Annotated in this window: 19 protein-coding genes and 1 riboswitch; of the genes, 4 read left to right on the top strand and 15 right to left on the bottom strand. The window is 72.1% G+C overall.

The window, feature by feature from the left end:
- Positions 1-85 precede the first annotated feature (85 nt).
- On the top strand, positions 86-805 hold the full coding sequence (locus AC067N_RS06335; RefSeq protein WP_478677709.1) for a transketolase: 720 nt from the start codon (positions 86-88) through the stop codon (positions 803-805).
- A 73-nt stretch (positions 806-878) separates the two neighbouring features.
- Positions 879-1,799, top strand: a complete 921-nt coding sequence (locus AC067N_RS06330; RefSeq protein ID WP_478677708.1) for a transketolase family protein — start codon at positions 879-881, stop codon at positions 1,797-1,799.
- Positions 1,800-1,965: 166 nt separating this feature from the next.
- Here the strand turns inward: AC067N_RS06330 and AC067N_RS06325 are convergent, their stop codons facing one another.
- The 12 genes from AC067N_RS06325 to AC067N_RS06270 all read right to left on the bottom strand — a co-directional run bounded on the left by AC067N_RS06325 (position 1,966) and on the right by AC067N_RS06270 (position 12,951).
- Entirely contained in the window at positions 1,966-2,325 is a 360-nt protein-coding gene (locus AC067N_RS06325) for an MmcQ/YjbR family DNA-binding protein (protein WP_478677707.1), read from the bottom strand.
- A 30-nt stretch (positions 2,326-2,355) separates the two neighbouring features.
- Positions 2,356-2,916 (bottom strand): N-acetyltransferase family protein, encoded by a 561-nt coding sequence (locus AC067N_RS06320; RefSeq protein WP_478677773.1) that lies wholly within the window; start codon positions 2,914-2,916, stop codon positions 2,356-2,358.
- Positions 2,916-3,494 (bottom strand): helix-turn-helix domain-containing protein, encoded by a 579-nt coding sequence (locus AC067N_RS06315; protein ID WP_478677706.1) that lies wholly within the window; start codon positions 3,492-3,494, stop codon positions 2,916-2,918. Before AC067N_RS06315 ends, AC067N_RS06320 begins: the two co-directional genes overlap by 1 nt.
- A gap of 108 nt (positions 3,495-3,602) precedes the next feature.
- Positions 3,603-4,502 carry a LysR substrate-binding domain-containing protein gene (locus AC067N_RS06310; protein WP_478677705.1) on the bottom strand — a complete coding sequence of 300 codons (900 nt, stop codon included), beginning with the start codon at positions 4,500-4,502 and terminating at the stop codon, positions 3,603-3,605.
- Positions 4,503-4,560: 58 nt separating this feature from the next.
- A complete protein-coding gene (locus AC067N_RS06305) occupies positions 4,561-5,760 on the bottom strand; it encodes a glycine C-acetyltransferase (protein ID WP_478677704.1) in 1,200 nt (399 codons plus the stop codon).
- A 97-nt stretch (positions 5,761-5,857) separates the two neighbouring features.
- The gene (gene tdh / locus AC067N_RS06300; RefSeq protein ID WP_478677772.1) at positions 5,858-6,886 is read right to left on the bottom strand and encodes an L-threonine 3-dehydrogenase; all 1,029 of its coding nucleotides are present in this window, start codon (positions 6,884-6,886) and stop codon (positions 5,858-5,860) included.
- Between the two features lie 230 nt (positions 6,887-7,116).
- Complete coding sequence (locus AC067N_RS06295; protein ID WP_478677703.1) at positions 7,117-7,674, bottom strand: GAF domain-containing protein; 558 nt, start codon at positions 7,672-7,674, stop codon at positions 7,117-7,119.
- Positions 7,671-8,270 (bottom strand): GTP-binding protein, encoded by a 600-nt coding sequence (locus AC067N_RS06290; protein ID WP_478677702.1) that lies wholly within the window; start codon positions 8,268-8,270, stop codon positions 7,671-7,673. Before AC067N_RS06290 ends, AC067N_RS06295 begins: the two co-directional genes overlap by 4 nt.
- Entirely contained in the window at positions 8,248-8,625 is a 378-nt protein-coding gene (locus AC067N_RS06285) for a DUF742 domain-containing protein (protein ID WP_478677701.1), read from the bottom strand. The genes AC067N_RS06290 and AC067N_RS06285 overlap by 23 nt, the downstream gene beginning before the upstream one ends.
- A complete protein-coding gene (locus AC067N_RS06280; RefSeq protein WP_478677700.1) occupies positions 8,622-9,053 on the bottom strand; it encodes a roadblock/LC7 domain-containing protein in 432 nt (143 codons plus the stop codon). Before AC067N_RS06280 ends, AC067N_RS06285 begins: the two co-directional genes overlap by 4 nt.
- An 80-nt stretch (positions 9,054-9,133) precedes the next feature.
- Positions 9,134-11,368: a sensor histidine kinase gene (locus AC067N_RS06275; protein ID WP_478677699.1), complete on the bottom strand. Its 2,235-nt coding sequence runs from the start codon at positions 11,366-11,368 to the stop codon at positions 9,134-9,136.
- 413 nt (positions 11,369-11,781) lie between these two features.
- Positions 11,782-12,951 (bottom strand): MBL fold metallo-hydrolase, encoded by a 1,170-nt coding sequence (locus AC067N_RS06270; protein ID WP_478677698.1) that lies wholly within the window; start codon positions 12,949-12,951, stop codon positions 11,782-11,784.
- Positions 12,952-13,175: 224 nt separating this feature from the next.
- Between AC067N_RS06270 and AC067N_RS06265 the strand changes: the two genes are divergently transcribed.
- Both AC067N_RS06265 and AC067N_RS06260 read left to right on the top strand, forming a co-directional pair.
- Positions 13,176-14,360, top strand: coding sequence for a glutamate dehydrogenase (locus tag AC067N_RS06265; RefSeq protein WP_478677697.1), 1,185 nt, complete (start codon positions 13,176-13,178; stop codon positions 14,358-14,360).
- Positions 14,361-14,380: 20 nt separating this feature from the next.
- Positions 14,381-14,989: a TetR/AcrR family transcriptional regulator gene (locus AC067N_RS06260; RefSeq protein ID WP_478677696.1), complete on the top strand. Its 609-nt coding sequence runs from the start codon at positions 14,381-14,383 to the stop codon at positions 14,987-14,989.
- A gap of 377 nt (positions 14,990-15,366) precedes the next feature.
- Here AC067N_RS06260 and AC067N_RS06255 read toward each other — a convergent pair whose 3' ends face one another.
- From AC067N_RS06255 to AC067N_RS06245, 3 genes are all read right to left on the bottom strand, one after another.
- Positions 15,367-16,152: an SGNH/GDSL hydrolase family protein gene (locus AC067N_RS06255; RefSeq protein WP_478677771.1), complete on the bottom strand. Its 786-nt coding sequence runs from the start codon at positions 16,150-16,152 to the stop codon at positions 15,367-15,369.
- Between the two features lie 482 nt (positions 16,153-16,634).
- Positions 16,635-17,570 (bottom strand): M23 family metallopeptidase, encoded by a 936-nt coding sequence (locus AC067N_RS06250; RefSeq protein WP_478677695.1) that lies wholly within the window; start codon positions 17,568-17,570, stop codon positions 16,635-16,637.
- 4 nt (positions 17,571-17,574) lie between these two features.
- Positions 17,575-17,733, bottom strand: a riboswitch (cyclic di-AMP (ydaO/yuaA leader).
- A 302-nt stretch (positions 17,734-18,035) separates the two neighbouring features.
- Positions 18,036-20,108, bottom strand: a complete 2,073-nt coding sequence (locus AC067N_RS06245; protein WP_478677694.1) for an alpha-galactosidase — start codon at positions 20,106-20,108, stop codon at positions 18,036-18,038.
- Between the last annotated feature and the right edge of the window lie 108 nt (positions 20,109-20,216).

Here is a 20,216-nt window from a genome sequence, read left to right as displayed (position 1 = left end):
GCGACGGGCGGCGCGGTCGGCGTCGGGAACTCGTGCACACATCACCGCTTGACCTCAACCTTGATTGAGGTAGCACGCTCGTGGCATGACGACCACGACGGAACGTACCTACGGGTTCACGGATCTGCCCCGGCTGATGGCGCTGATGACGGGCGACGAGAAGCACGGCCCCGCGGCCACGTCCACGCTGGACGCGCTGTGGGTGCTGTACGACCGGGTCCTGCGGGTGGGACCGGAGAGGCTGGACGACCCGGAGCGCGACCGGTTCCTGCTCTCCAAGGGGCACGGGCCGATGGCGTACTACGCGGTGCTCGCCGCCAAGGGATTCGTCCCGGTCGACTGGCTGCCCGGCTTCGGCTCGTACGACTCGCCGCTCGGCCACCACCCCGACCGGGTGCTGGTGCCGGGCGCGGAGATCGGCAGCGGCTCGCTCGGGCACGGCCTGCCGATCGCGGTGGGGACGGCGCTCGGTCTGCGGGCCCAGGGACGGCCCGATCCGGCGGTATGGGTGCTCATCGGGGACGCCGAACTCGACGAGGGCAGCAATCACGAGGCGATCGCGTTCGCGGGGCCGGCCGGGCTCGACCGGCTGCACACCGTCGTGATCGACAACTCGTCCGCCAGCCATGCGCGGCCCGGCGGCATCGCCGCGCGGTTCGAGGCGGCGGGCTGGTCCGCCGAGACGGTCGACGGCCGGGACCACGAGGCGCTCCACGCCGCCTTCACCGCACCGCATCCGGGCCGCCCCCGGGTCGTGGTGGCCCGCGTGGAGCCCAAGAACGCCCCCGGACCGCAGCCCACCTGAGCCCTGGCACCGCTACCCCCCACTCCCCTTCCCTCCTCCTCTCGCACCTCCTCCGAAAGGACACTCCGCACTCATGGACACCATGCGTGAACGCTTCGCCCCTGTCGTCTCCCGGCTGCTCGACGAGGACCCCAGGGTCGCGCTGGTCCTCGCCGAGATCGGCAGGGACGGCTTCAGGGAGGCGGAGCGACGGCACCCGGACCGGGTCGTCAATGTCGGCATCCGTGAGCAGTTGCTGATCGGCGCGGGCGCGGGACTCGCACTGACCGGGATGCGACCGGTGGTGCACACCTTCGCGAGCTTCCTGGTGGAGCGGCCCTTCGAGCAGGTCAAACTGGATCTCGGGCACCAGGACGTGGGCGCCGTCCTGGTCAGCGCCGCCGCCTCCTTCGACTGGCCCGCCGGCGGCTTCACGCACATGGCACCGGGCGATGTGGCACTGCTGGACACACTGGACGGCTGGACGGTGCATGTGCCGGGGCACCCCGACGAGGCCGAGACGCTGCTGCGCCACGCGGTCGGCGCCGGCGAGGGCAAGGACGACAAGGTGTACGTCCGGCTGTCCGTGCAGTCGAACGGGCGGGCGCTGGCGGTGGACGGGGAGCGGTTCCTCACCGTGCGGGAAGGGCGCCGCGGGGTCGTCGTCGCCGTCGGGCCGCTGCTCGACGCGGTCCTCACGGCGACGGAGGGGCTTGATGTGACGGTGCTGTACGCGACCACCGTGCGCCCCTTCGACTCGGCGGCGCTGCGCCGGGCGACCGAGGGGGCGGGGACCGATGTGGTGCTCGTGGAGCCCTATCTGGCGGGCACCTCCACGGCCGCCGCCGGCGAGGCCCTCGCCGACGTACCCCACCGCATCTTGGGGCTGGGGGTGGGCCGCCGCGAGCTGCGGCGGTACGGGCAGATCGAGGAGCATGTGACCGCGCACGGCCTGGACGCGACCTCGTTGCGGGAGCGGATCGGCGGCTTCCTCGAAGCACGGGCCGGGGTCTGACGCCCGCGCCACCGCCACCGGCCCACGCCGTGGACCGACAGGCGCCCGACCCGGGAGCACGTGGCCGCAGGGAAACGGAGCACCGGGTTCACCCCGACGGGACTACGCGCCCCATGGTGCCCCCGGGCCCGGGCCGGACAGCCGTGCGGGGCTTTGGAGGACAGCCCTAGTCAGGAGCCGGTATCCCCAACTCGGGGTGGGCGTCGAGGAGCCGGCTCGGGGCCGCCTGGCGCCAGGAGTCGGCAAGGATGTCCCGCAGCTCCGGCTCGCCCTCCAGGGCGGACAGCCGCACCCGTACCCAGGCGAAGCCGGCCTCGTGGTCGGCGATCCAGAACTTCTCGGGCTCGGCCAGCACCAGTTCGTCGCGCTCCTCCTTGGGGCAGCGCACGGCCATGGACGTCTCGTCCTCGGGCAGGGTGGCGAACATCTTCCCCGCGACCCGGAACGTGGGCATGTTCCAGGCGACCTTCTCGGTGGTGTCGGGCAGCGAGAGGGCGACTCGTCTTGCGTCTTCGGCATCCGGCATGCGACGCACAGTAGTGGCCCCCACTGACAATCACCCGGCGGGAGCCGGTACACCGGCGCCGCCACCGGTCCGCTCCCCGACCCGCTTGTAGTAGATCGACGTCGGCCGCAGGCTCCCGTGCGGGTCCGCCGCGTAGTCGGGGATCGCCCCGATCCGGGTCCAACCGGCCCCGGCGTAGAGGCACTCGGCCGGGCTGCCGGTCTCCGTGTCCAGGTGGAGCAGGGTGACACCGGCGTCGAGGGCCGCCCGCTCGGCGGTCGCGAGCAACGCCTTGCCGACGCCCTGCCCCCGCCCGTCCGGGTGGACCATCAGCTTCACGAGCTCGGCCCGATGGCGGCTGTTGGGCTTGTCCGGGAAGGCGAGGCTCACCGTGCCGATCAGCCGGTCACCGTCACGGGCCACCCATACGGCGAGTGCACCCGCCAGGACCGCGTCGACGCGCGCCCGCCACCAGGCGACGGCCGCCGTACGGTCGAGCGGTGCGAGAAAACCGACGGACGCTCCGCCGTTCACGGTGCGGACCAGCAGGTCCGCCAACTCCCCCACGACCGACAGCAGTCGGGCGCGGTCGTCGAGCCGCTCGATCGTGATCACGGTTCGACCACCACCAGCGCGTATCGCGCGTCCTCGGGCCCCGGGCACCTGAACCGCACGGGCCCCCAGACCCGCATCCGCAGGCAGTCACCGGCGGTCAGCTCGTGCTCGACGCCCCGGTCCGTCACTCGGAGGACCCCCGTGAGGACCCAGATGTGCTGCTCCAGGCCGGGAACGGACGGGCCGTCGTACGCGAGGTCGGCGCCCGCCGTGAGGCGCCCCTCGACGAGTTCTCCGCGCAGTCCGGCCGCGGGCGGCGACACCGACCGCCGTACGAACCCGGAGGCGCCGTCCTCCCAGACGGCCTGGTCGGCGGCGCGGACGACCGTGACGGGCTCGGCCTCCACCTCACTGAGCAGCTGGGACATGGTCCGGCCGTAGACGCGGCAGAGGCGGTTCAGCAGCGCAGCGGTCGGACTGGTCTCGGCCCGCTCGGCGCGGGACAGCGTGGAACGGCTCACGCCGCTGCGCTCCGCCAACTCCCCCAGGGACCAGCCGCGTTCCGCCCGCAGCTCGGCGAGACGAGCACCGAGGCGGACGTCCACGGGGCCCGGCCCCACTTCCGCGTTTCCCATATTCGGGATGCTATCCCAGAAACGAAACAACACCAGGGTCGAACCGAGGGTTTCCGGCGGCCGGCCGGCGCCACGCGCCATGCCGCAGGCTCCCCTCCCGCGCCCGCCCTACCCGGCCGCCTCCCCCAGCGCCTCCAGCACCGGGCTGATCAGGGGGTGCCCTTCCGCCCCGCGCCGCACCGCGGCGAAGACACGGCGGGTCGGGGCCACGCCGTCGACGGGGCGTACGACGACCGCGGTCAGGTCCATGCCGCGCAGGGCGGAGCGGGGGACGAGGGCCACACCCGCGTCGGCGGAGGCCAGGGCGACGACAGCGCGGAAGTCGTCGGAGGAGTGCTCCAGCCGGGGCTGGAAGCCTGCGTTCTCGCAGGCCAGGACCACCACGTCATGGCAGGGGTTGCCGGGGTACGGGCCGATCCACGGGTCCTTGGCCAGTTCGGCGAGCGGCACCTCCTCGGCATCGGCCAGCCGGTGGGTCAGGGGCACGACCGCGTCGAAGGGCTCGGCGTAGAGCGGGACGTGGGTGAGACGCGGGTCGTCGGCGGCGGGAGCCCCCCGGTACTCCACGGCCACCGCTATGTCGACCTGGCGGTCCAGGACCATCGGGAGGCTCGCGTCCCCCTCGGCGTCCTGGACGCGGAGGCGGATGCCGGGGGAGGAAACCGCGAGGCGGGCCACGGCGGGCGCGACGACCTGGGCGATCCCGGTGGCGAAGGAGGCGACCGTGACCGTGCCGGCCGCGCCCGAGCGGTACGCGGCCAGCTCCGCCTCGGCCCGCTCCAGCTGGGCGAGGACGGCGTTGGTGTGGCTCAGCAGGATCTCGCCGGCCGGAGTGAGCCGTACGCCTCTCGCGCTCCGCTCGACCAGCCGGTGACCTGTCTCCTGCTCCAGCGCGGTGAGCTGCTGGGAGACCGCGGAGGGGGTGAGATAGAGCGCGGCGGCAGCCGCCGTCACCGTACGGTGGTCGGCCACCGCACGAAGGATGTGGAGCCGCCGTGCCTCGATCATGGGACCGATTCTCTCAAATCCCCGCTTTTCCCCTGACCGGTCCGCTCGGCCCTCCCGCTCAGCCCTCCAGTTCGGCCCGGGCGGCGACGAACGCGTCCACCGCCCGGTTCACGTCGTCCGTCGAGTGCGCGGCGGACAGCTGCACGCGGATGCGGGCCTGGCCCTGCGGGACGACCGGGTAGGAGAAGCCGATCACGTAGACGCCGCGCTCCAGGAGCAGCTCGGCCAGCCGGCCCGCCTTCGCCGCGTCCCCGATCATCACGGGCGCGATGGGGTGGTCGCCGGGGAGGATGTCGAACCCCTCCTCGGTCATCCGGCGGCGGAACAGCGCGGTGTTCCCGGCGAGCCGGACCCGCAGGTCGTCGGCCGACTCGAGGAGGTCGAGGACCTTCAGGGAGGCCGCGGCGATCACCGGGGCAAGCGTGTTCGAGAAGAGGTACGGGCGGGAGCGCTGGCGCAGCAGGGCGACGATCTCGGCGCGGGCGGCGACATATCCGCCGGAGGCGCCGCCGAGCGCCTTGCCGAGGGTGCCGGTGATGATGTCCACGCGGTCCATGACGCCGTGCAGTTCGGGGGTGCCGCGGCCGCCGGGGCCGGTGAAGCCGACGGCGTGGGAGTCGTCGACCATGACCATGGCGTCGTGGCGGTCGGCGAGGTCGCAGATCTCGCGGAGCGGGGCCACATAGCCGTCCATGGAGAAGACGCCGTCGGTGACGATCAGCTTCCGCCGTGCGCCGCCCTCGGTGGCCTCCTTCAACTGCCTTTCCAGGTCGGCGAGATCACGGTTGGCATAGCGGAAGCGGCGAGCCTTGGACAGGCGGATGCCGTCGATGATGGAGGCGTGGTTGAGGGCGTCGGAGATCACCGCGTCCTCCGCGCCGAGCAGGGTCTCGAAGACACCGCCGTTGGCGTCGAAGCAGGAGGAGTACAGGATGGTGTCCTCCTGGCCGAGGAACGCCGACAGCCGTGCCTCCAGCTCCTTGTGCACCTCCTGCGTACCGCAGATGAAGCGGACGGAGGCCATGCCGTAGCCCCAGCGGTCGAGGGCCGCGTGGGCGGCGGCGACGACCTCGGGGTGGTCGGCGAGACCGAGGTAGTTGTTGGCGCAGAAGTTGAGCACCTCACCGGGGCGGCCGCCCGCGGTGACGTTCACCGTCGCGGACTGCGGGGTGCCGATGACCCGCTCGGGCTTGTGCAGTCCGGCGGCGCGGATCTCGTCGAGGGTGGTGCGGAGGTCGTCGCGCACGGAGTCGAACATCGGAAGGCTCCCAGGGGTACGGACCCGGCGGTACGGGCCCGGAGATACGGATGACTTACGCGGTCCGGTCGGCGCCGGTCGCTCGCGGTCCGGTGGCTCACGCGGTCCAGTCGAGGATGACCTTGCCGCCGCGCCCGCTCGCCGCGTCCGCGAACGCCGCCTCGTGGTCGCGGTAGCCGTAGCGGCCGGTGATCACCGGGGCGAGGTCGAGACCGCCCTCCAGGAGCACCGACATGGCGTACCAGGTCTCGAACATCTCGCGGCCGTAGATGCCCTTGATGGTGATCATGGAGGTGACGATCCGGGCCCAGTCGACGGCGAACTCCTCGGACGGCAGTCCGAGCATGGCGATCCGGCCGCCGTGCGTCATGTTGGCGATCATGTCGCGCATCGCGGCGGGGTTGCCCGACATCTCCAGGCCGATGTCGAAGCCCTCGCGCAGCCCGAGTTGCCGCTGCCCCTCGGCGATGCTCGACCCGGAGACGTCGATCGCCAGGCTGACACCGATCTTGCGGGCCAGTTCCAGCCTGTCCTCGCTGACGTCGGTGACCACGACATGCCGGGCGCCGGCGTGCCGGGCGACGGCGGCGGCCATGAGACCGATGGGGCCCGCCCCGGTGATGAGGACGTCCTCCCCGACGAGCGGGAAGGACAGCGCGGTGTGCACGGCGTTGCCGAACGGGTCGAAGATCGCCGCGACATCCAGGTCCACGGGGACGCGGTGCACCCAGACGTTGGACGCGGGCAGCGCCACGTACTCGGCGAACGCGCCGTCGCGCCCCACGCCCAGGCCGACGGTGGCACGGCACAGATGACGCCGCCCGGCGAGACAGTTGCGGCACTTGCCGCACACCAGGTGGCCCTCGCCGCTGACCCGGTCGCCGGGCTTGATGTCCATGACGTCACGGCCGGTCTCGACGACCTCCCCCACGAACTCGTGACCGACCACGAGGGGGGTGCGGATGGTCTGCCGGGCCCAGCCGTCCCAGGACCGGATGTGCAGGTCGGTACCGCAGATACCGGTCCGCAGCACCTTGATCAGTACGTCGCCGGGGCCGATCTCCGGCTCCGGTACGTCCACGAGCCAGAGCCCGGGCTCCGCCTTCTCCTTGACCAGCGCCTTCAACGCCACGGCTCCTGTGGGTGCGGTCCCGCGGCAGGGCATGGCGAACACGCCCGTGCCGGGGAGAGGGGTGGGATCACCGAGCAATCTGCCGTACGGCGGCACCCGTGGTCCATCGAGGTTTTCTTAACCTCCGCCGCAGCTTTCCTTCACACCCCGCCGGGGCCGAGGGGCCGGACCCCGGATCGGCCATGAACCGCCGTCCCGTTTGCAGGAGTCGGGCGAAGGGCTCCTCAGGGGAACGCCTCCCGCGCCCCGATCCGCGCCGCCAGCTCCGCCGCCATCGCCTTGATCGTCTCCAGGCCGCCCCTGCCCCAGGGCCGGGGGTGCACGTCGAGGACGCAGACCGTGCCGAGGGCGAGGCCCGTGCGGTCGATGAGCGGGGCGCCGAGGTAGGAGCGGATGCCGTGGTCGTCGACGATCGGATTGCCGGCGAATCTCGGGTAGTCGCCGACGTCTTCGAGGACGAGCGCCTTGCGCCGGACCACCACGTGGGGACAGAAGCCGTGATCGCGGGCCAGCTCGCGGACCGCCCCGAGCGCGGGCGCGTCACCCGTGGGCCCGGACGGGGCGTGCAGGCCCGCGAAGAACTGGCGGTTCTCGTCGACGAAGGTGACCATCGCGTACGGCACCGAGGCGACCTCGGCGAGCCGGTCCGCGAAGGCGTCGAACGCGGGTTCCGGGTGCTCGCCGACCCGCAGCAGCCGCAGCCGCCGTACTCGCTCGGGGGCGTCCCGGTCCTCGGGGGTGAGCAGCAGCCGGCCGACGGGGCGGGGCGGGTCGTACGTCACGTGTGGGCCCCACGGCTCGGAAGGTCGGCCGGGGTGTGGGCGAGGAGGTGCCGCACCAGGGTGAGCAGGGTCTGCACGCCCGAGCTGGAGATCCGGGCGTCGCAGCAGACGACCGGGATCTCCGGGTCGAGGTCGAGCGCCGCGCGCACTTCCTCGGGATGGTAGCGGTAGGACCCGTCGAACTCGTTGACGGCGATGATGAATCCGAGGCCGCGCTGCTCGAAGAAGTCCACGGCGGCGAAACAGTCCTCCAGGCGCCGGGTGTCGGCGAGGATGACGGCTCCGAGGGCGCCCTCGGAGAGTTCGTCCCACATGAACCAGAAGCGCTGCTGTCCGGGGGTGCCGAACAGATAGAGCACATGCCGCGGATCGAGCGTGATGCGGCCGAAGTCCATGGCCACGGTCGTCTCGACCTTGTTCTCGATGCCCTCGAGGCTGTCGGTGGCCGCGCTCACCGTGGTGAGCAGTTCCTCCGTGCTCAGTGGCGCGATCTCGCTCACCGCGCCGACGAAGGTCGTCTTGCCTACCCCGAACCCTCCCGCCACCAGGATCTTGAGTGCGGTGGGGAAGGGGTCAGAGCTGTCGTCGTAGTCCATCGAGCACTGCCTCCAGAAGAGACCGGTCTGTCGGGTTGTGGTGGAAGGCCGGGGGCTTCGTGGTGAGAGCCCCGCAGTCGACCAGGTCGGACAGCAGCACCTTGGTGACCGCCGCCGGCAGCTTGAGGTGGGCGGCGACCTCGGCGACCGGGACGGGTGCCCGGCACAGGTCGAGTGCCTGTGCGTGTTCGGGGCCGAGATAGCCGAGGGGGGTCGCCCCGGTGGCCATCACCTGTGAGAGGAGATCGAGCGCGGTGGTCGGCCGGGTCCGGCCGTTGATGACGGTGTAGGGCCGCACGAGACGCCCGGCGGCGTCGTCGTACAGGGGCCCGTCGCCGGACGCGGCCCTGTTCAAGGCCTCATCGCCGAGGGTTCGACGGCCTGGCGGGGCCGGGTGACCAGATACGGGCGGACGCTCTTGACCAGCATCGCCATCTCGTAGCCGAGGACCGCCGCGTCGGCCTCGCGTCCGGCGAGCACGGCGAGGCAGGTGCCGGAGCCCGCGGTGGAGACGAACAGCAGGGCCGAGTCGAGTTCGACGACGACCTGGCGTACCTCGCCGCCGTCGCCGAAGCGGACGCCCGCGCTGCGTCCGAGGGAGTACAGACCCGAGGCCAGGGCCGCCATGTGGTCTGCGCTGTCCGGGTCGAGGCCGTGGACCGACTTCACGAGCCCGTCGCAGGACAGCAGCACCGCGCTCGTGGTGTGCGGCACGCGCTGCACGAGACCGCTCATCAGCCAGTCGAGGTCGGATACATGGCCGTTCGGCGCATCGCTCGCCATGGTGGATCGACTCCTTGGGGTCCGAAGGTCAGCTGGAGCGGAAGGGGTGGGAACCGCGGTGGGGGTGTGCAGGGGGGTGTTCATCCGGCCGGCGTGCTCCCGTCCTTCCGGGTTGTCAGGTCGTGTGCCGCGTCGAGGGCCGACGGCGGTGCGGCTGTGGGGGCGGCACCCCCGACGGGGCCGCTCAGGGGCTGGGTCGCGTCCCGGTGCGGCACGTCCATGGGCGCCGGCTCCATGCGAAGGGCGTCCGTGGGCGCCGGCTCCATGCGAAGGGCGTCCGTGGGGGCCGTGCCGAGGCCTGACGTCGTGTCCCCGCGGTCCGGGTACCGGCGTTCGGGCTCGCCGCGGGTCGCGGTCTGCGGGGGCGTCAGGTCCAGGGCGGCCGTGCCCAGCATGGCCGCGTCCCAGTCGGAGCCGTCCCGCTGACGGGCCTCGGCGAGGCCGATGCCGCGCTGGAAGGCGGCCATCAGGCCGGGGTCGTGGCCGACGTGGTGCTCCGGGTCCTGACGGGACGTGGGCACGGGGCCGTCCCGCAGCTGAGGCACGATGTGCTGCTGTGCCCGGCGCCGGGGCAGCTGGGGCTTGCCCATGGTGCCGCGGACCGTGCCGGGGACGCGCGGGGTCGGGGGTGCCGCGGTGTTGTCGGCCACGTTCCGCCGGTCCTCGGGGCGGATTCCGGGCACGGCCTCGGACGGGTTGGGCCGGTCCTCGCGCGCGCCGCGCACGGGCAGCGGGGTGACTCCGCCGCCCTGGCCTGCGCCCTGACCGCGGCCCGGCCTCTGTCCGCCGCCACCCGGGCCCGCGTGGAGGCCCTGGTGTGTGCCCCTGCCCGGTCCCTGCTGTCGGGGCACGGAGGGACGGGCGGAACTCGGGGCGGCGGGTCCGGGCTCGGGACGCCCGGCCTGCGTCGGCCGTCCGGACGGGGTGACCGGGAACTGCCGGGCGGCGGAGCCGTCCGGCGGTCCGGACGCGGCCGTCCCGGGCCCGGAGGGGGACTGTGCGTGGCGGGGGCCGATGACCGGTTGGCGTGCGCCGGTGGGCTGACGGCCCGGGGACTGGGGCCGCGGTACGTCTCCGCCTGCGGCCTGGTCGGTGCCGAGCAGGCCCTGGGGGACGACGAAGGCGGCCTGGACGCCGCCGTAGATGTTGCTCTGGAGCCGGACCTGGATGCCGTGGCGGCGGGCGAGCTGGGAGACGACGAAGAGACCGATGCGGCCGTCCTGGAGCAGGCTCGCGACGTTCACCTGGTCGGGGTCGGCGAGCAGGGCGTTCATCTTGTGCTGTTCGGTGACGGGCATGCCGAGGCCTCGGTCCTCCACCTCGACGGCGAGTCCGGAGGTGACGAGGTTGGCGCGGAGCAGGACCTGGGTGTGGGGGGCGGAGAACACCGTGGCGTTCTCGACGAGTTCGGCCAGCAGGTGGATGACGTCGGCGACGGCGTGGCCGCGCAGGGTGCCCTCGACCGGGGGCACCAGCTTGATCCGTGAGTACTGCTCGACCTCGGCGATCGCGGAGCGCAGCACCTCGGTCATCGGGACGGGGTTGCTCCACTGGCGGCGGGAGACGGCGCCGCCGAGGACGGCGAGGTTCTCGGCGTGGCGGCGGATGCGGGTGGCGAGGTGGTCGACGTGGAAGAGGCCCTTGAGCAGGTCAGGGTCCTCGATCTCGTTCTCCAGGTCGTCGAGGATGGAGATCTCGCGCTGGACCAGCGACTGCAGTCGCCGGGCGAGGTTGACGAAGACCTCCAGCTTCTGCTCGCTGCCGGCGTGGCTGGAGAGCTGGGAGGCCTGGACCACGGCGGTGACGGCGCTGTCCTGGGCGCGGGCCAGTTCGTCGGCGAGGAGTCCGAAGTCGTCGGCGTCCGGGCCGGTCGTGGGGCGCGGGCCACGCGCGGGCGGCTGCTCTCCGCGCCGGAGCGCCTCGACGAGCGCCCGCAGGTCGTCCTCCCCTCTGGCGCTGGACTCGCGCAGGGCGCCGAGCCGTTCGCCCACGGATCCGGCGGTGCGGCCGGCGGCCACGGCGGCGATCACGACGGCGGCCAGGGCCACCGCGACGGCGCCGGTGAGGACCGCCCAGAGGGTGGGGCCGGGGCGGTGCTCCCCCGCGCGGACGGTGAAGAGCACGGCGGCACAGGCGCTGAGGGCCACCGCGGTGGGGGGCAGGACCGCGAGACGCAGCAACTGTGGCCGTATGTGGATCTCGGGCAACGCGGGGACGGGACGGGTGGCCGATCTGCCGGCCGGTGCCGCCGATCGCCCGTGCCGCCCGCCCTCACGGCGGTCTGCGCGTGCGGCCGGTGCGCGAAGGTGAGACATCAGCGTCCTCGTACTGGTCCGTCAGGGTGTGGGGGGTGCCGCGTCTGGGCGACTTGGGCATGCGCCATCGCGTGTCGGTCGGGAGAGTCGAGGAATTCGGCCCTGCGTCGCCCGGCGGCAACTCACAGTAGTCGCCAACGCGTCATGTGCGGTGCGCAGTTGACAAATACCCCCGTAAAGCGTGGGGCTCTGGTATGGGGCTTCGCACGGCAGTCCGACCATTCTTCGGACGGATGTTCCTCCCGCATTCCCTGTGCGACAACATTTCGATCAAAGCTGTTCACAACAGGTCGTCAAAATACGGCGAAGGCCGGGGAGAAATGCACTCCCCGGCCTTCGCCGTCCATCGAAAAATCACCCTGCCGGGAGAATTCCGGGGCGTTGACGATGTCGGTCGCCCCCTTTCCCGGGGCTCAGCCTTCCGCGACCAGGTCGAGCCGTTCTCCCACCGGCGGCCACGCCGGCCAGCCGCCGACCGGGCGCCGGGCGACGGATCGCCACCACGGATCCGCCGGCGGTGTGCTCCGCGGCTCGAAGGGCTCACCCGGCCGGGGCGTGGCCAGGGTCACCCCGGCCTTGCGCGCGGCCCACATCGAGCGCTCGCCGGGCTCCGCCCAGGAGTGCATCGCCAGGTTGAACGTCGCCCAGTGGATGGGCAACAGCACACCGCTGGGCTCGCCGCTCTGGAGGTCGAGATGCGTCTGCAGCCCTTCCTCGGGCGTCATGTGGATGTCGGGCCAGAACTCGCTGTACGCGCCGATCTGGATCATGGTGAGGTCGAACGGGCCGTGCTCGCCGCCGATGTCCTTGAAGCCGTGGAAGTAGCCGGTGTCGCCGCTGTGGTAGATCCGGTGCTCGTCACCGGCGACGACCCAGGACGCCCACAGCGTCTGCTGGGCGTTGCGCAGACCGCGGCCGCAGAAGTGCCGGGCGGGGGTGGCGGTCAGGGTGAGGCCGCCGACCTTCGTCGCCTCGTTCCAGTCCAGCTCGCGGATGCGGCCCTCGGAGACACCCCAGTGCTCCAGGTGGGCGCCGACGCCGAGGGGGACCGCGAAGACCGTGTCCGTGCCGGCCAGCGCCTTGATCGTGGGCATGTCGAGGTGGTCGTAGTGGTCGTGCGAGATGACGACGACGTCGACCGGGCCGAGCGCGGCCAGGGGCAGCGGCACGGGATGCAGCCGCTTGGGCCCGGCGAAGGCGAACGGGGAGCAGCGCTCACCCCAGACGGGGTCGAAGAGCACGCGGTGCCCGTCGATCTCGGCGAGCACGCCGGAGTGGCCCATCCATGTGATGCGCAGGCCGCTCGCCGGGGGCCTGGCCAGGTCGGCGAGGGTCGTGGAGTGCACGGGGATCAGACCGGCGGGGGCGCGGCGGACACGCTCGTCCTTGCGGAAGTACCCCTTGGCCATCTCCAGCGCGACCCCGCGCGAGGGGCCGATACGGGCGCCCTCCGGGTTCACGAACGCGCCGTTCGCGAAATGCGGGGACCTGCGGATCCGCTCCAGCCTGGCGCCGGTCGGAACCGCACCGAAGGCGGCTGGCTGGACGCGCAGCCCCGAGCTCTGCGAACGGGGACCGGACACGGCACCTCCTGGTGGATTCGCTGAGGCATTCCATTATGGTCCGCCCCTCTGACAGCACCGCGCCCGATCCGCGGGGCACGGTGACATACTGACCAACGGTTCAGTAGAGCCGTCTGTTCCCCGCGGGTACCGCCGACCGGGGCCTGCTTCTACAACCCGCTCCGCCCTCCATCCGTTCCCGCCCGCCACCGCCACTTCCCCCGGCCGCCCCTCAGGAGCCCCGTATGTCCACCCCGTACCTCTCCCTCACCTGGACCGACGACGTCACGGGCCGGTGCGGCTTCCTCGTGGTGGACCGGCTGGTGCGCGGGGTGGCCAGCGGCGGTCTGCGGATGCGGCCGGGCTGCACGCTCGGCGAGGTCGCCGGCCTGGCCCGCGGCATGACCATGAAGGAAGCGCTGCACTACGACCCCGAGGGCCGCTACGTCCCGCTCGGCGGCGCCAAGGGCGGTATCGACTGCGACCCCCGGGACCCGGAGGCGTACGGCGTCCTGGTGCGCTACCTGCGCGCGACCCGCCCGTACATCGAGGCCTTCTGGACCACCGGCGAGGACCTCGGGCTCACCCAGGACCTGGTGGACCGGGCGGCCGCGGAGGCGGGCCTCGTCTCGACCGTCCAGGCCGTCTACCCCCTCCTCGACGACGAGCGGGCCGCCCGGCAGCGGCTGGCGGACGCCTTCACGGTCGAGGTCGACGGCATCGGACTCGACGAGCTGGTGGGCGGCTGCGGTGTCGCCGAGTCCGTCCTGACGGCCCTGGACCGGGCCGGCACACCGTACGCGGGAACGAGGGTCGCCGTGCAGGGCCTGGGCACCATGGGCGGCGCCACCGCCCGCTTCCTGGCCCGCGCGGGCCTCACGATCGTCGCCGTGGCCGACATCAAGGGCACCGTCTCGAACCCCGCCGGCCTGGACGTCGAGGCGCTGCTGGCCGCCCGGGACGCCCACGGCACGGTCGACCGCTCCGCGCTCCGCCCGGAGGACCGGGAGACCGGCCCGGACGCCTGGCTGGCCGCCGACGCCGACGTCCTGGTCCCCGCCGCCGTCTCCTACGCGATCGACCCGGCCAACCAGGCGCGGATCACCGCCCGCCTGATCGTCGAGGCGGCCAACATGCCCGTCCTCCCCGAGGCCGAGGCCCTGCTCACCGGCCGAGGGGTGACGGTCCTCCCCGACGTGGTGGTCAACTCCGGCACCAACGCCTGGTGGTGGTGGACCCTGTTCGGTGACATCGCGCCGGAGGCCCGGAGCGCCTTCGACCACACCCGCCGCTCCATGCGGGCCCTGGTGGACCTGATGCTGTCCCGCGCCGAGAGCGACGGCACGACACCCCGGGCGGCCGCCCACGCCATCGCCGCCGACCGCCTCCCCGTCATAGAGGCGCGCTTTGGACGGCACCGCCCGATCTGACCCGTAGGTAGGGTTGCCGTGTGGGCAGGGTCAGGTTGAGTGTGGCCGAGCGGCGCGAGGAACTGCTGCGGGCTGCCATCGAACAGATCGAGGCGCGGGGCGTGGCGGCGGTACGGATCGCCGACGTGGCCGCCTCCCTCGGTGTGAGCAACGCCTTGGTGCTCTACCACTTCTCGACCAAGGAGAAGCTGGTCGCCGAGGCCTTCCGGTACGCCGCCGAGGACGACCTCACCCGTCTCCGTGGGCTGCTGGCGCGCCGCACGACGGCTCTGCGCCGCCTCCGGGCGGCCGTCCGCTGGTACGCCCCCACCGGCCAGGCCAAGGGCTGGCGTCTGTGGATCGAGGGCTGGGCGGTCTCCCTCCGCGACCCCGCCCTGCGCGAGGTGACGCGGGACCTCGACCTCCGGTGGAAGGCCGCGCTCACCGGTCTCATCCAGGAGGGCGTGGCCGCCGGCGAGTTCCACTGCCCCGACCCCCGGGCGTCGGCCCTCCGCCTCACCGCTCTCCTGGACGGCCTGGCCGTACAACTGACGTCCTACGACGGAGCGGTCTCCCGCGCGAAGGCCCGGCAATGGGCGGACGAGACCCTGGCCCACGAGCTGAACCTGGGCCGGCCGCCGACGAACTGACAACGGCGGCCCGTCAACCGTCCGTGCGCGGAAGGGGCTCGTGCCGGTGTGCCGAGCCCGTCGGACACAGCGGCCCGGAGAACCCGTCCCTACCGGGAGGGGCCCCAGGCCCCCGGCGCACTCGGCCCTGGGAGCCGCGGCCCGCTCCTGTGCGTGATCCTGGCCCGGGAGGCAGGTTCCCTGCGCGCCCCGGTCAGGTGGGTACGGCCACGGGGGACGGGGGCACCCCGGCAATCACTCCGGTGGAGCGGGGCCCGCGCCCCGGTGCCGCGCGCTGATCCGCCGGGGATCACGGGACACCCCTTGGCCCACGGACTGACGCACCGGCACGGCCCCGTCCGCAGCGCGCCGCGGGCGTCGGGCGCCTTCCAGCACCGTCAGGCCACGGATTCGATCCGCATCCTGATGTCGTCGGGCGACAGTGCCCCCTTCGCCGACACGTGGTCCCCGGACGACTCCCCGCGCAACCGCCGCCCGATCCACGGCACGAGATACTCCCGCGCCCATTGGATGTTGTCCCGGCGCACCTCGAACGTCCCCCGCGGCGGCAGCGGCGGCCACGGCTGCTCGGGATCCGCCGGCACCTCCACCCCCAGCACCTGCCCGGCCCGCAGAGCGACCCGCGTGTGCCCCTCGGGCGACAGGTGCAACCGGTCGTCGTCCCAGGCACGCCGGTCCTGCACGGTCCTGAGCGACCACAGGTCGAGCACCGGACACCCGTACCGGTCGGCGATCGCGCGCACATGCCCGTTGTACGTCGCGATCTTCCCGCGCAGATGCCTGAGCACCGGCACGTCACGTGTGTCGAACCCGGTGGTCACCATCACCGTGCCGATCGCCGAGGTGAGCCGCGCCACAGCCCGCTCGAACCGCTCCGCGACCTCGTCCGGGTCCGTGCCGGGCCGGATGATGTCGTTCCCGCCCGCGCAGAAGGAAAGGAGATCCGGCGCGAGTTCGAGCGCCCTCGGCACCTGGTCCTCGATGATCTGGTCGAGGAGCTTCCCCCGCACCGCGAGATTGGTGTATCTGAAGTCGCCCTCGGGCACCCGGTCCGCGAGAAGTACCGCGAACCGGTCCGCCCAACCGACGAACGCCCCGTCGGGGCCGGGATCGCCGACGCCCTCGGTGAAGCTGTCCCCCACCGCCACGTACGACCCGATCACTGATCTGCTGTTCTTCGAATCGTCTGCCACATCGGCCCATGATTCACCTTGGGATGTGACCTACGCGACCGTAATAAGGGGTTGACGGGCGGTGAGATAGACCACGCTTCAAGATTCGATCAACCCGGGAATACGCCGGGTCAGAACAGCCGCCACACCCGGAATTCCTGGATCCGGAAGGGATTCCGGGTCGTCGGGAGTTGTTCAGGCCGGACACCCGGTCGTCGGCCTCCAGCGCCCCCGCGCGGCACTCACCGTCCCACCGCGCCCCAACTCCCCTTGCCACCGCCGGAGCCGCCGGAAGTCGTCCCCGGCGATCACCCGATCGAAAGCCCTACGCGTGGTCGTGAGGCTCCCCCGCCGCCGCCGTGACCGCCGCCGCGACGGCGGTGGCCCCTCCTTCTCGCAGGGGCATGGCGAGGGCCGGACCCCGGGATCGGGGTCCGGCCTTCGATGACATCAGGTGGGCCGGGAGCGGCGCGTCAGACGGTGACGCCCTTCGACCGCAGATAGGCCAGCGGGTCGATGTCCGAGCCGTAGTCGGGGGTCGTACGGATCTCGAAGTGCAGGTGCGGGCCGGTGACATTGCCGGTGGCACCCGACAGGCCGATCTGCTGACCGCCGCTCACGGACTGCCCCGCGGAGACACCGATCGAGGACAGGTGGGCGTACTGGGCGTAGTAGCCGTCGGCGAGCTTGATGACGACCTGGTTGCCGTACGCACCGCCCCAGCCGGCGGAGACGACGGTGCCGGCGCCCACGGCCTTGAGGCTCGTGCCGGTCGGGGCCACGAAGTCGACACCGGTGTGGTAGCCGCTGGACCACATGCTGCCGGCGGTCTTGTACGCCGTGCTGATGGTGGCGCCCTGGATGGGCAGGGTGTAGCCGGAGCTGCTGGACTCGGCCACCTGACCGGCGGACGCACCGGTCGTCGCCTTCGCCGCGGACCCGGAGGGCTTCGACGCCTGGGCGGGCTTGGAGGACTGCGACGACTGGGTCTTCGTCGACGACTGGGACAGCCCGCCCGACGCCGGCTTGCCGCCGACGACGAGCTTCAGTCCCGGGTGGATGAGCGAGGGGTCGGAGCCGATCACTGAACGGTTGTCCGAGTAGAGCCGCTTCCAGCCGCCCCGGACATCCTGCTCGTCCGCGATCTTCGCGAGGTAGTCGCCGGCCTTCACGGTGTAGGTCCTGGCCGCCTTCTTCTTCGCGGCGATCTGCTCGGTGACGGCCTTCCCGGGGGTGGCCGTGGCCGTCTTCTCGGAAGCTCCGGAGACGGCGGCCGTGGGGGTCGCGGCGTGAGCGCCGGCGGCTCCCATCAGGGGCAGCGCGAGCGCGGCGCCACCGGTTCCGGCGGCAGCGATCGAGCGGGTGAAACGCTGGGACTTGGGACGGCGATGCTTACCCTTCGCGGGCATGGCGAATTCCTCTCCGGCGCCTGCGAGGTGAGCTGTCGGGTGCGGACTGGAGATGCCCGGCCGGGCTTGCGCCCGGCTTTACCCCTAGCCGTTCCGGAGACCGGAACAGGCGGTACTGCCTGTGGGTCCCCCGCTCCTGCCGTGGATCGGGTCGGTATGCGGCTCCGGTCGGCGGCAGGATTGGGCGTCCGTCCGGATCGAGGCTGAACGTAAGCGACTTGTCCCCACAGAGACAACTATCTGGATTTCCCGCGCGTCTTCCTACGTGATCCTTACACCGAATCCCGATTACGCTCCGTAAAGGTGTGCCGTATAGGCATTTCCAAAGGCCCTGGAAAAGCTCCTGAATTACGTGAGCATGACGACGACAGTCCGTCACGAGTATGACGCTGCTCACGCGCCTACGCCTCAGTAGTCTTTATTCCAGGGCCAGTTGGATTAACGGCTCCATTTCGGACAGATCGCTCAAGTGCGACGCAGGCGGATAACCGTCGCATCGAAGTCACCGCGCAGCCCGGTCCGCAGGCCGTGGTGCAACAGCACCGCCCCTCGGTGCACTTCGCCCGTTTCACGGCATTCGTAGGTTTTCGCGGGGTCAAGGCCGCGCAGCCGGAGCGGCGGGAGCGGCTCGCCGTAGTGCTGGGCCTGGAGGCAGGCGAGGACGACCACCTCGTCGCCGTGGACGTACTGCACGGCGCTCAGCCCTCCGCTCGGCGGGCGCAGCCGGTACTGGTCGCCGCGCTGCACGACGGGCTTGATCTCCTTGTAGAGCTGCACCCACTCCCGCGCCTCGGCCAGTTCCGCCTCGCTCCACTTGGTGAGGTCGCCGCCGACGCCGAGCACGCCCGCCATGGCACTGACGAAGCGGAACCGCAGGGAGCTGACCCGGCCGTTGAGCTGGTTGTTGGGGCTGTCGGTGACCCACGCGGCCATGACCCGCGCCGGATGGATGTGACTGAATCCGTGCTGGATGGCGAGCCGGTCCAGGGGGTCGGTGTTGTCGGAGGTCCACACCTGGTCGGTCCGCGACATGACGCCGAGATCGATCCGGCCGCCCCCGCCCGAGCACGACTCGAAGGCGACACCCGGGTGCGCGGCCCGCAGCCGGTCCAGCAGGGCGTAGAACGCGTGCACGTGCTCGACCCACAGCTTCTGCGGGTACGGCTCACCGGGCCAGCCGGCGTCCGTGAAGCAGCGGTTGAAGTCCCACTTCACATAGTCGATCGGGGCGCTGGAGAGCAGGGCGTCCAGCTTCTCCCACAGATAATCCTGGACGTCCGGCCGCGCGAGGTTCAGCACCAGCTGATTGCGCAGTTCCGTCCGCTTTCGTCCCGGTTGGTACTGCGCCCAGTCGGGGTGCGCCCGGTACAGCTCGCTGTCCGGGTTGACCATCTCGGGCTCGACCCAGATGCCGAACTGCATCCCGAGGGCGTGCACCCGGTCGGCGAGCGGCTTCAGCCCCTGGGGGAAGCGGTCCGGGTTGGGCGTCCAGTCGCCGAGTCCGGCCCGGTCACTGGTGCGCGCCCCGAACCAGCCGTCGTCGACCACGAACAGCTCGACCCCGATGGCCGCCGCCCGCTCCGCCAGCGCCCCCTGCTGCTCCTCCGAGATGTCGAACTCGGTGGCCTCCCAGGAGTTGAACAGCACCGGTCGGTCCCGGTCCGCGTCCGGGATGACATACGCCCGCTGGTAGGCGTGCCAGGCCCGGCTCGCCCCGCCGTGGCCGCCGTCGGACCACAGTCCCGCGAAAACGGGCGTGGTGAACGTCTCCCCCGCCTCCAGCCGCAACAGCCCCGACTCGTCGTACCCGGCGCCGCCGGTGATCTGCACCCGTGCGTCCGGCAGCTGGGCCACGGCGATCCGCCAGGAGCCCGACCAGCCGAGGGCGCAGCCGTAGACCTCGCCGTGGTCCTCGGTGGCGTCGGTGTCGAGGGCGACCCAGGGCAGGTGCTGGTGTCCGGTGTGCCCTCGGCGGCTGCCGATGACCTTCTCCCCGTAGGTGAGTTCGCCACGCGCCAACCGGGACTCGGCCGCCCACCGGCCGTGCAGCTGGGACAGGCGCCAGCCCTCCTCGCGGCGGGGCAGCGTCCAGGTCGCCGAGTCGGCCCGCAGCAGCTCCACGGCCGCCCCCTCGTTGGCGAGGGTCACCCAGCGCTCCACGACGTCGTCGCGCATCCGGTAGTGGAGCGTGATCCGCAGTCCGTCGTCGACGAAGCGCAGGCGCAACTCGTCACCGTCCGCCTCGTACTCCTGGAACGTCCACTCGGTGCCGCGCCGCGCCTCGGTGCGGACCGAGAGGGCGGGGCGGGCGAAGCGCGGGCCGCCTTCGACGGGGTACTCCTCGTGGCCGTCGACGGGGGCCTCGAAAGGCCAGTAGGGCAACTCCTGGCGGGCGGCCAGCTCCTCGGCGTCGGGGAGGGTGATCCTCGGACCCCAGTGCAGGTGCAGCAGCTCGTCGTTCTCGGTGAGCCGCAGGGCGTAGCTGCTCCGCGGGCCCGTGAGAAGCCAGGTCCGGCCGTCCGTGGCGATGTCCAACATCAAGGCCTCACATATTCGAACAGGTGCGATCGTGCTTCAACATCATCGCAGGTCGCCGCGGGAGCGCCTCGCCGCCTGTGGACAACCGCCGCCGGCCCCGCCGCGAGC

The organism is Streptomyces sp. NPDC042364 (assembly GCF_056437585.1).
The sequence above is the reverse complement of the archived record's forward strand: the minus strand, read 5'-3'. Positions and strand labels throughout refer to the sequence as shown.

Excerpts from the sequence above, each read along its gene's own strand:
- AC067N_RS06325 (WP_478677707.1), bottom strand. The coding sequence starts at position 2,325 with ATGCCGGATGCCGAAGACGCAAGACGAGTCGCCCTCTCGCTGCCCGAC.
- AC067N_RS06305 (WP_478677704.1), bottom strand. The coding sequence starts at position 5,760 with ATGTTCGACTCCGTGCGCGACGACCTCCGCACCACCCTCGACGAGATC.
- AC067N_RS06310 (WP_478677705.1), bottom strand. The coding sequence starts at position 4,502 with ATGATCGAGGCACGGCGGCTCCACATCCTTCGTGCGGTGGCCGACCAC.
- AC067N_RS06330 (WP_478677708.1), top strand. The coding sequence starts at position 879 with ATGGACACCATGCGTGAACGCTTCGCCCCTGTCGTCTCCCGGCTGCTC.
- AC067N_RS06275 (WP_478677699.1), bottom strand. The coding sequence starts at position 11,368 with ATGTCTCACCTTCGCGCACCGGCCGCACGCGCAGACCGCCGTGAGGGC.
- AC067N_RS06245 (WP_478677694.1), bottom strand. The coding sequence starts at position 20,108 with ATGTTGGACATCGCCACGGACGGCCGGACCTGGCTTCTCACGGGCCCG.
- AC067N_RS06280 (WP_478677700.1), bottom strand. The coding sequence starts at position 9,053 with ATGGCGAGCGATGCGCCGAACGGCCATGTATCCGACCTCGACTGGCTG.
- AC067N_RS06315 (WP_478677706.1), bottom strand. The coding sequence starts at position 3,494 with ATGGGAAACGCGGAAGTGGGGCCGGGCCCCGTGGACGTCCGCCTCGGT.
- AC067N_RS06335 (WP_478677709.1), top strand. The coding sequence starts at position 86 with ATGACGACCACGACGGAACGTACCTACGGGTTCACGGATCTGCCCCGG.
- AC067N_RS06290 (WP_478677702.1), bottom strand. The coding sequence starts at position 8,270 with ATGGACTACGACGACAGCTCTGACCCCTTCCCCACCGCACTCAAGATC.
- AC067N_RS06265 (WP_478677697.1), top strand. The coding sequence starts at position 13,176 with ATGTCCACCCCGTACCTCTCCCTCACCTGGACCGACGACGTCACGGGC.
- AC067N_RS06250 (WP_478677695.1), bottom strand. The coding sequence starts at position 17,570 with ATGCCCGCGAAGGGTAAGCATCGCCGTCCCAAGTCCCAGCGTTTCACC.